The following is an 8,344-nucleotide window of genomic DNA, read 5'->3' on the forward strand; positions in this document are numbered from 1 at the left end:
CCGACGTATCGCGTGCGGGCCTCCAGGGGTACCACGAACGGCAGCTGCTCGGCCGCCCCGAGGCGCTGCGCGCCCGCGCCGCCACGTACCTTGCCGCCGTCGCCGCCGAGGTGCCCGCGTGACGCCGCACGCCGCCGACGTGCTGACGCTCGGCGAGACGATGGCGGCGTTCAAGTTCGGCGGGCCCGTGCGGCTCGGCGGGACGGCGACGGTGTCCGTCGCCGGGGCCGAGTCGACCGTCGCCGTCGGGCTGGCGCGGCTCGGGCACCACGCCGCGTGGGTCGGGGTCACCGGTGCCGACGAGACCGGCGCGCTCGTGCGGCGCACGCTGCGGGCCGAGGGCGTCGACCTGACGTGGGCCCGCGTCGAGGCCGCGCGGCCGACGGGGCTCATCCTGTTCGAGTCGCGGCTGCCGGGCGTCGACCGGGTCACCTACCACCGGGCCGGCTCGGCCGGTGCCACCCTCACCGCCGTCGAGGTCGCGGCCGCCGTCGAGGCCGCTGCACCGCGGATCGTCCACGTCACCGGCATCACCTGCGCCCTCGGGGCCGGGCCGGCGGAGGCGGTGCGGACCGCGGCACGGCTCGGGCGCGCGGCCGGCGCCACCGTCTGCCTCGACGTCAACCACCGGCGGCGGCTCTGGTCCGACGACGAGGCCGCCGCGACCCTGCGCCTGCTGGTGAGCGACGTCGACGTGCTGGTCGCCTCCGACGACGAGCTGCATCTCGTGGCCGGCGACGACGCCGTCGCGGGTCTCCTCGCCGCAGGCGTGCGCGAGGTGGTGGTCAAGCACGGGGCCGACGGGGCCACCAGCCACACCGCCGACGGCAGCCTGCATCGGCCCGCGCGGCACGTCGCGGCCGTCGACACCGTCGGGGCCGGGGACGCGTTCGTCGCCGGGCTGCTGTCCGGCATGCTGGACGGGCTCGACGCCGGTGGGCGGCTGGACCGGGCGGTGACCACCGGGGCGTTCGCGGTGGCCACCCGCGGCGACTGGGAGGGCCTGCCCACCCGCGACGAGCTGGCACTGCTCGACCACGCGCCCGGCACGGCGCTGCGCTGAACCGGAGGAGCGACGCGAGATGGAACTGACGCCGTGGAGCGGGGAGCGGCTGGAGCTCGGCGAGGGTGCCCGGTGGGTGGGCGGCCGGCTGGTGCTCGTCGACCTGCTCGCCGGTCGCCTCCTGACGACGGACGGTGTGCAGCCCGGGGAGCTGCGCGAGGTACGGCGCCTGGATGTGCCGCTCGGTGCCGTCGCGCCCGTCGCCGGGCGGCCCGGGGAGTGGCTGGCGGCGACCGGCACCGGCGTCGAGGTCCTGCACGTCGGCGGCGGCCGGACCGCAGTCGCGGCGCTGCCGGGGCCGGCCGCGCAGCCGTATCGGGTGAACGACGCCGTCGCCGACCCGCACGGGCGGTTCTGGGTCGGGACCATGACGTACGTGGCGGTGCCGGGGGCCGGCACGCTGTTCCGGATCGTGCCGGGCGAGGCGCCGGTCGCGGCGGTGACCGGGCTGACGATCCCCAACGGGCCGGCGTTCAGCGGTGACGGGCGCACGATGTACCTCGCCGACACCACGCTCGGCGAGATCGACCGGTTCGCCGTGGACCCGGCCACCGGCGAGCTGCACGGGCGTGAGCCGTTCGCGCGGCTGGCACCCGGTGAGGGCCTGCCCGACGGGATGACCGTCGACGCCGCGGGACACCTCTGGGTGGCGCTGTGGGGCGGGTCGGCGGTCCGCCGGTACCGCCCGGACGGCGTCCTCGACCGCGAACTGCGGCTGCCGGCGCGCCAGCCGACGAGCGTCTGCCTCGGCGGACCGGGGATGCGCCGCCTGTACATCGCCAGCGCGAACATCGGCCTGGAGTCGCCGGGCCCGCTGGACGGCGCGCTGTTCGCCGTCGACGTCGAAACCCGCGGCACCGAGGCGTCCGCGGTCATCTGGACCGACGCACCCTGACCGCCGCCCCACCGCCCGTCGGCGCCCCGCCCCTACCTTCGCCCCCGGCCTCGGGCTCGTGCAGGCCGCCCTGGCCTTCTGGCGTTATCGACCGGCCGGGTCGGCGGCGGTCAACCGCCCGCGCACTCGATGCGGACCGTCACGATGGGACGGCTCGAACCTGGCGGCTATGCGACTGCCGGGGGGTCGCCCAGGATCTGTGACGGGACCGCCGAGCAGCCAGATGGCAGCCCCAGGGAGCCGGGAGGGAGTTCCCGGCGTCATCCCCAGGCGCGTTCCAGGGCGAGCGCGAGGTGCCAGCGCCACTGCTCCGCAGTACCGCCGGCCCAGGGGTATTCGTCCGTGAAGTTCGGCCAGTCGATGGTCAGGGCCAGCACACTCTCGGCGCAGAAGGTGTCGGCCTCGGCGCCCAGCTCGGGGCGGAGCAGGTCGCGGACGAAGTGCAGGTCGGGTGCTGCGAGTTCGGCCAGCAGCGCCGCGTCGTAGAGGTCCTTGCCCTGGGGGTAGGTGTCGGTGGCCAGCCACAGCAGCTTCCATGCCAGGGCGAGTTCGGGCGGCGCGGCCGGTACCGGCCGGTCGATGCCGGGCAGCGTGATCGGCTCGGGCGGCAGCGGTAGCGGCTCGCCGAAGACCACGTCGATCTGGATGCTGCCGCCGGGGCTGCCGTCGTCGGTGGTGAACGGTACGGCGAGGCGGCGGCCGTCGGCGCGCTCGTAGGTCCAGATCTCCGCGTGGACGACGCGGTCGGGCTGCAGGCCGGCGCCGGGGTCGGCGGCGAGCGCGTCGGTGATGCCGTCGAGCAGTTCCCGCGCCTGGTCGCTGCCGCTCGTGATGGTGTGCGGGGTGACGACGAAGTCGAGGTCGCCGGGGTCGCGCGCGGCGTCGCCGACCCACGCTGACATCGTGACGCTGCCGCGCAGCACGAGGTGGCCGGCCCAGCGGCTGCGAGCGATCGCGCCGAGGGCGTGTTCGAGGGCGGTGCGGCGGGCCTGCCGCCACCGCCGGCCGGTGCCCTCGTCGGCGAAGGCGGGCTCACCGGCGCGGTACGCGTTCTGGTAGTGCCGCATGGCCGGGTCGAACGCCGCCGTCTGCAGCACCGACCCGGCCGCCGGCACGGGCAGGTAGGTGGGCGGGTACTGCGGGGAGCCGGCCGGCGCGGAGCGCATCGCGGCCTCGCGGGCCTCGTTGCGCCAGGACTCGGGCTCGCGGGTGATCCAGCCGCGGTCGTGGCCGAGGTTGGAGTCTTCGACGACGTACTCCTGCTCGACCTTGACCACGTCGAGGCCCGCGTCGCGGAGCGCGGCGGTGAGCCGCTGGAGCCGCTGCGTCGCGGTGTCCAGCCCGACGTGGTGGCAGCGCTGGGTAAGGAACCGCTCCTGCCCGCCGCCGTCGTGGCGGCGCCGCGCGTTGCGCGACAGGCGGGCGTCGTGAGCCGCGCCGATGTCGGCGGCCGCCTGCATGGCGGCGACCGGGGCGGCCGGCAGGGCAAGCTTCACGTGGTGCTCGAAGTAGCGCCTCGCCGGCTCCCCGGCGGCCTCGTCGTCGGTCTGCGGCAGCCCGTCGCACCACGGCGCCGCTTCGATCTTCAGCCGTACCGGGACGAGCCCGCGCTTGAGCAGCCGCTCCCGCCACTCGGCGGCCGTCTTCCGTGCCTGGGCGAGGGTGCCGTGCGCGGGCAGGGTGAGCATCGGCTGGGACGGAAACCGGCCGCGGTCCAGGACGATGTGCAGGAACTTGACATCGTGCTGCTCGGCGAACCGGGCAAGGTCCGTGCCGTGGCGCGCCTCGACGGTCACATGGATCTCGAACGTCCCGTTGATCTCGGCCACCGGGCCAGCGTAGCCGTCGCCGCGGGGCCGAGACCCGCCGATGCGCGAGCGTGGGCGTTTGCGCTCGCCGCGAACGGACCTATTCTTCGCCGCGAGCGTCCGGTGAGGTGGATGGATGGCGCAGCGGAGTCAAGCGGGCGGAGTTGACGATGCACCGGCACCTGCCGGCTCTGCGCCGGTTCAACACCGGCCGGACGGGTCCGCGGCGGATCGGCCCGAGGCGGCTGGTAGAGGTCGAGGGCTCGGCCGGAACTTCAACCGGCTCTGGGCGGCCGCCGCTGTCGGCAATCTCGGCGATGGGATCTACCGGGTGGCCATTGCCCTGCTCGCCGCGCGCCTTACCAGCGATCCGGTCGCCTTCTCGGCGCTCACCGCTCTCGGCTACCTTCCCTGGCTGGTGCTCGGACTGCCGTCCGGGGCGCTGGTTGACCGCTACGACCGGCGGCGGCTGGCGCTACTGGTCGGCGTGGTCCGCACGAGCGCAATTGCGACGTTGCTCGGCGCGGTGGCCCTGGACCGCGCATCACTGTGGCTGCTGTACACGGTGGCCGTGGTGCTCGGCGCCTGCGAGACGATCTACGACAACACATTGATCTCGATCCTCCCCGCAGCGGTCGACGACCGAGAGCAGTTCGAGACCGCGAACGGCCGGCTGCAGGGTGCCGAACTCCTGGCCCAGAGCTTCGTCGGACCGCCGCTGGCCAGCGCCATGTTCGCCCTCCTGGCAAGCGCGGCGTTCGGCCTCAACGCCGCCTGTTACGCCTTGGCGGTCCTGCTCCTCCTGGCGTTGCCCGGCACCTTCCGCGCGCCGCACGGACGGCGGACGCCGATGGTCCGGGCGATGGGTCAGGCCTTGCGGTTCGTCCGTGGCCACGAGATGCACCGCACCATCCTCTCGGTGGTGCTCGTGCTCGGATTCGCCAACGCCATGGCTACGGCACTGATCGTGCTCTGGACCCGGGAGGTCTTGGGCGTGCCGGAGGCCGCCTTCGGCTTCTTCGTCCTGACCGGCGCGGTCGGCGCGCTGATCGGCAGCCAGACCGCTGCACCGATTGCGAGACGCATAGGCCGCGGCCGGACGATGGCACTGTCCGCCGTCGTCACCGGCCTGGGCATGCTCCTCGCGGGTGCGACCCGCTCGCCGTACGTAGCCGGTGCGGCCTGGGCGCTCTCAGGGTGGGCAATCCTGCTGTGGAACGTCATCTACGGCTCGCTGCGGCAACGGTTGACACCGGATCCGCTGCTGGGCCGGACGATCGGCATCTACCGTGTTGTGGCCTGGGGTGCCATGCCATTGGGAGCACTCGTCGGCGGCGTGCTGGCGGGAATCGGCGGTCTGCGTGCGCCGTTCCTCGCCGCCGGCGTCCTCACCCTTGCCATCAGCGTGTACGCCGTGTTCCGCCTCACCAACGCCCGCGTTGAAACCGCGATCGCCGAAGCCGACGCGGCAGCCTCGGTACCAACTGATCGCCGCGTGGCCAGTCAGCGCGGTACACGTCCACCGGCGGAATGACCCCCAAGAACAGGTGCGCGGATCTGCCACTGGTCGAGCCCATCTCCGCCAGCAGCGCCACCGCCTTCAAGTCGCCGTACGGATCAGCGGCGGCGGTCAGCAGCGGATCGACCAGCTCGGCCGGGTCCACGCCGTGCCGCCACAGCGTCCGGGCGGCATCGATACAGGTCAACGTCGACGTGATCGACTTTTACGACCTTCCGGCCGCGAATTGGCCCGAATACAACAAAGGGCTCACGCTGGCCGACGCCACGGCGGCGCTCGCCGTCCTGGTCGCCCATCCGGGCTGCGCCGGCCTGACCGTCACGGAGTTCAACCCCGACCGCGGCGAGCCGGACGGCTCGACCGCCCGTACCCTCGCCGCCGCGCTCGCGACCGCGCTGTCCGGGCGACCCTACTGACGCAGTCAGCTGGCACTTCCAACTGGCTGACCGCTGACAACGGCTGCGGACATGGCGTTGTTCACCGCGGACGCCCCCGGTCGTATCCTCATTTGCCGCACCCGGTGCGGTCGCCGGGTCGCCGTGTCCGTTACGCAGGGTCGCACGCCAGGCGGTGCGGCGTCGGCGTTTCGCTGCCTTCCCGAGGGCGGGCTTCGACCGCAGCGGCTTCATTGTCGACTGGCCGTGGCACGCGCGGTAGCCGCTAGTCCTTTGTGGATGGCAGATCGGCGACCTCGATCTCGTACGCGGCCCAGAGCTCACGACTGACCTCCTCTGGATAGGCGCGCACGCCACCGTTCGGGTCGCGGTCGAAGACGCGGGTCAACCGTTGCCGCTCGTCGTAGGTTGGCCAGCCGGGGTCCCCGTCGCGGGCGAACGCGACCCAGGCCCCGCGCATCTGGGCCGAGATCTCGATCGCGCCGGGGTCGGGCGGGCTGCCGACGAGGAACTCGGCCAGGCCATCGGTGAGCGCGCCGAAGACGAGCGGTACGTCGAGTCCGTGGCAGGCGCGCAGGACGCCACCGGCGGCCGGGCTCGGCCAGGTCAGCTCGTAGAGGTAGGCCCGCCCGCCACCGGCGGTCTGCGCGGCGGCGAGGCGCTGGCTCGGCACACGGAACAGGCGGTCGGACAGCACGATGACGGACAGCTCCTCCGGGCTCGCCCCTGCATATGCGGCGCGGAGGCGCGCCGGGGCGTCGGGGCCGGGGCCGAATGCCTCCATCGTCGCCGTCGCCATCTCGTCGGTGACCTTGCCCAGCTGGCCGTCCATGACGTGGAAGAGCTGCCACTCGTCTCGGTTATGCCCGACCATCAGGGGCACGTCGCGTCCGGCGCCGGACGCGAGACCCCGCCACGGATCGACGGGCAGGACCGTACCGTCGATGAGCGGGGAGAACGGCGTGGACGAGTGCGCGATCCTTCCCCAGCGCCCGATCGTGGGCATCCGGGCGTCGAGCTGCCTCAGCGCGGCCAGCAGGCGGTCTGGCTCGACGTCGGCGGGCGCGGCCGCCGACGGTTCGAGCCCCAGCGGCGCGACCAGTTCGGCGCTGATATCACGGGCGAGTGCCGTGGTGAAGAAGGTGCCGGGAACGCTCTGCGCGACGGCGCCGGCGAAGAGTCCAACAGCGGAGGGCATCACCGACAGCGCCGCGACCGCGCCGGCCCCGGACGACTCGCCGAAGATGGTGACTCGCGACGGGTCCCCACCGAAGGCCGCGATCTCGGCCTGGACCCAGCGCAGGATCGCCATTTGGTCGAGCAGGCCACGGTTCGCGGGCGCGCCGTCGAGTTGGGCATAACCTTCGACGCCGACGCGGTGGTTGCCGGTCACGATCACCACGCCAGAGCCCGCGAGCGGGCGGCCGTTGTAGTCACCACCTGACCCGAACCGGTAGGCGCCGCCGTAGATCCAGACCAGGACGGGGAGGTTCGTGGCGCCCAGATCGGGCGTCCAGACGTTGAGGGTCAGCCAGTCGGTCGGGTCGTGCCGGATAGGCCCCGCCCGCACGGCGTTGGGCGGCAGACCCATCCGCGACTGGGGCGGCGGCGGTCCGAAGACGTCGGCCTCGCGTACCCCGTCCCAGGGCTGCGCCGACTCGGGCGCCTGAAATCGGCGCGGTCCCACCGGTGGGGCGGCGAACGGGATGCCGCGGAAGACCGAGATCCCGTCCTCCGTCACGCCTCGTACCCCACCCGCTCGGGTCTGCACTATCACGGACATGGCTCTCCTTAGCCGTACGGATCGATCAGACGGTAAGGTCGCCGGCTCTCACCGACGCCTTCCAACCGGCTAAACGGTGTCTGGCCGGGCTCGGGAAAACGCCGAGATTGCCGATGCCGCCGGCGTACCGGTGAAGATGAGGCCGCCAGCCAGGAGCGGGCCACACCCTCGGACAGACGAGATAAGAATTCGTCGATAGCGAAAATCATATCTAGCCTGAGAAGCGCATGAACGACCTCGGAATCGTCGTGGTCCGAGGTCACCAGAGCCCTGGATCCCCAAGGTCCGGCAGACCGACATCCTGCCGATGAACGGGGACGATGCCCCGTATCTGTGCCCGTGGATGCCACAGTCCGGGCTGACCGACCTCCTGCCGTCACTGCACGACACGGTCTGGGTCGGGTTCAGCGCCGACAGCATGGTGATGACCCCTGTCGTAGCGCAGCCTGTCGGCGTAGTTCGCTGGCAGGCGCACCGAACCCCGCTCGTCGGACGTCCCGCCTGGGCGAATCTGGCGCCGGTTCGCTGCTGTCTCGGCGCCCCCGACCGACGACGTCGCGGAGTTGGATTGCGGTCGCCGATTGACGGCGTCATCGGGTCCACGCCACCATGATCACGTTTACGGATTTGCCGCCGACCGTGCGCGCAGGGTCGGCGACGTCCGTCACGCCGTGTGACGCGGGTCCGACCGCCGGCCGGTGCGCTGAACTGCCGATGTGCGTGCGGCCCGCACTTCTCGCTGAGGCTTCTCACCGGGACAGCCGAATCACGAGCAGCCTCTCCACGAGGTCGGTCGCAAACATTCACAGGCACTCCATGAGCTGAGTGTTGGCCAGACATAAGATTCGGCACGTGAAGGAACGCCAGCCGACGTCGAACCG

Annotated in this window: 6 protein-coding genes; 4 read left to right on the forward strand and 2 right to left on the reverse strand. The window is 72.6% G+C overall.

Annotated features, from left to right (window positions below):
- Nucleotides 1–118: 118 nt before the first annotated feature.
- Together ABZS66_RS58860 and ABZS66_RS58865 are read left to right on the forward strand one after the other, a co-directional pair.
- Nucleotides 119–1,063 (forward strand): sugar kinase, encoded by a 945-nt coding sequence (locus ABZS66_RS58860; RefSeq protein ID WP_354773284.1) that lies wholly within the window; start codon nucleotides 119–121, stop codon nucleotides 1,061–1,063.
- Nucleotides 1,064–1,082: 19 nt separating this feature from the next.
- Nucleotides 1,083–1,958, forward strand: a complete 876-nt coding sequence (locus tag ABZS66_RS58865) for an SMP-30/gluconolactonase/LRE family protein (RefSeq protein ID WP_354773286.1) — start codon at nucleotides 1,083–1,085, stop codon at nucleotides 1,956–1,958.
- A 260-nt stretch (nucleotides 1,959–2,218) separates the two neighbouring features.
- Here ABZS66_RS58865 and ABZS66_RS58870 read toward each other — a convergent pair whose 3' ends face one another.
- A complete protein-coding gene (locus ABZS66_RS58870; protein ID WP_354773288.1) occupies nucleotides 2,219–3,787 on the reverse strand; it encodes a nucleotidyl transferase AbiEii/AbiGii toxin family protein in 1,569 nt (522 codons plus the stop codon).
- Between the two features lie 115 nt (nucleotides 3,788–3,902).
- Between ABZS66_RS58870 and ABZS66_RS58875 the strand changes: the two genes are divergently transcribed.
- Nucleotides 3,903–5,300: an MFS transporter gene (locus ABZS66_RS58875; protein ID WP_354773290.1), complete on the forward strand. Its 1,398-nt coding sequence runs from the start codon at nucleotides 3,903–3,905 to the stop codon at nucleotides 5,298–5,300.
- Nucleotides 5,301–5,479: 179 nt separating this feature from the next.
- Nucleotides 5,480–5,701 (forward strand): hypothetical protein, encoded by a 222-nt coding sequence (locus ABZS66_RS58880; protein ID WP_354773292.1) that lies wholly within the window; start codon nucleotides 5,480–5,482, stop codon nucleotides 5,699–5,701.
- A 244-nt stretch (nucleotides 5,702–5,945) separates the two neighbouring features.
- Here ABZS66_RS58880 and ABZS66_RS58885 read toward each other — a convergent pair whose 3' ends face one another.
- The gene (locus tag ABZS66_RS58885; RefSeq protein WP_354773294.1) at nucleotides 5,946–7,463 is read right to left on the reverse strand and encodes a carboxylesterase family protein; all 1,518 of its coding nucleotides are present in this window, start codon (nucleotides 7,461–7,463) and stop codon (nucleotides 5,946–5,948) included.
- Nucleotides 7,464–8,344 lie beyond the last annotated feature (881 nt).

The organism is Dactylosporangium sp. NPDC005572 (assembly GCF_040605515.1).
GTDB lineage: Bacteria > Actinomycetota > Actinomycetes > Mycobacteriales > Micromonosporaceae > Dactylosporangium.

Coding starts and splice junctions, on each gene's coding strand:
- ABZS66_RS58885 (WP_354773294.1), bottom strand. CDS start 7,463: ATGTCCGTGATAGTGCAGACCCGAGCGGGTGGGGTACGAGGCGTGACG.
- ABZS66_RS58865 (WP_354773286.1), top strand. CDS start 1,083: ATGGAACTGACGCCGTGGAGCGGGGAGCGGCTGGAGCTCGGCGAGGGT.
- ABZS66_RS58875 (WP_354773290.1), top strand. CDS start 3,903: ATGGCGCAGCGGAGTCAAGCGGGCGGAGTTGACGATGCACCGGCACCT.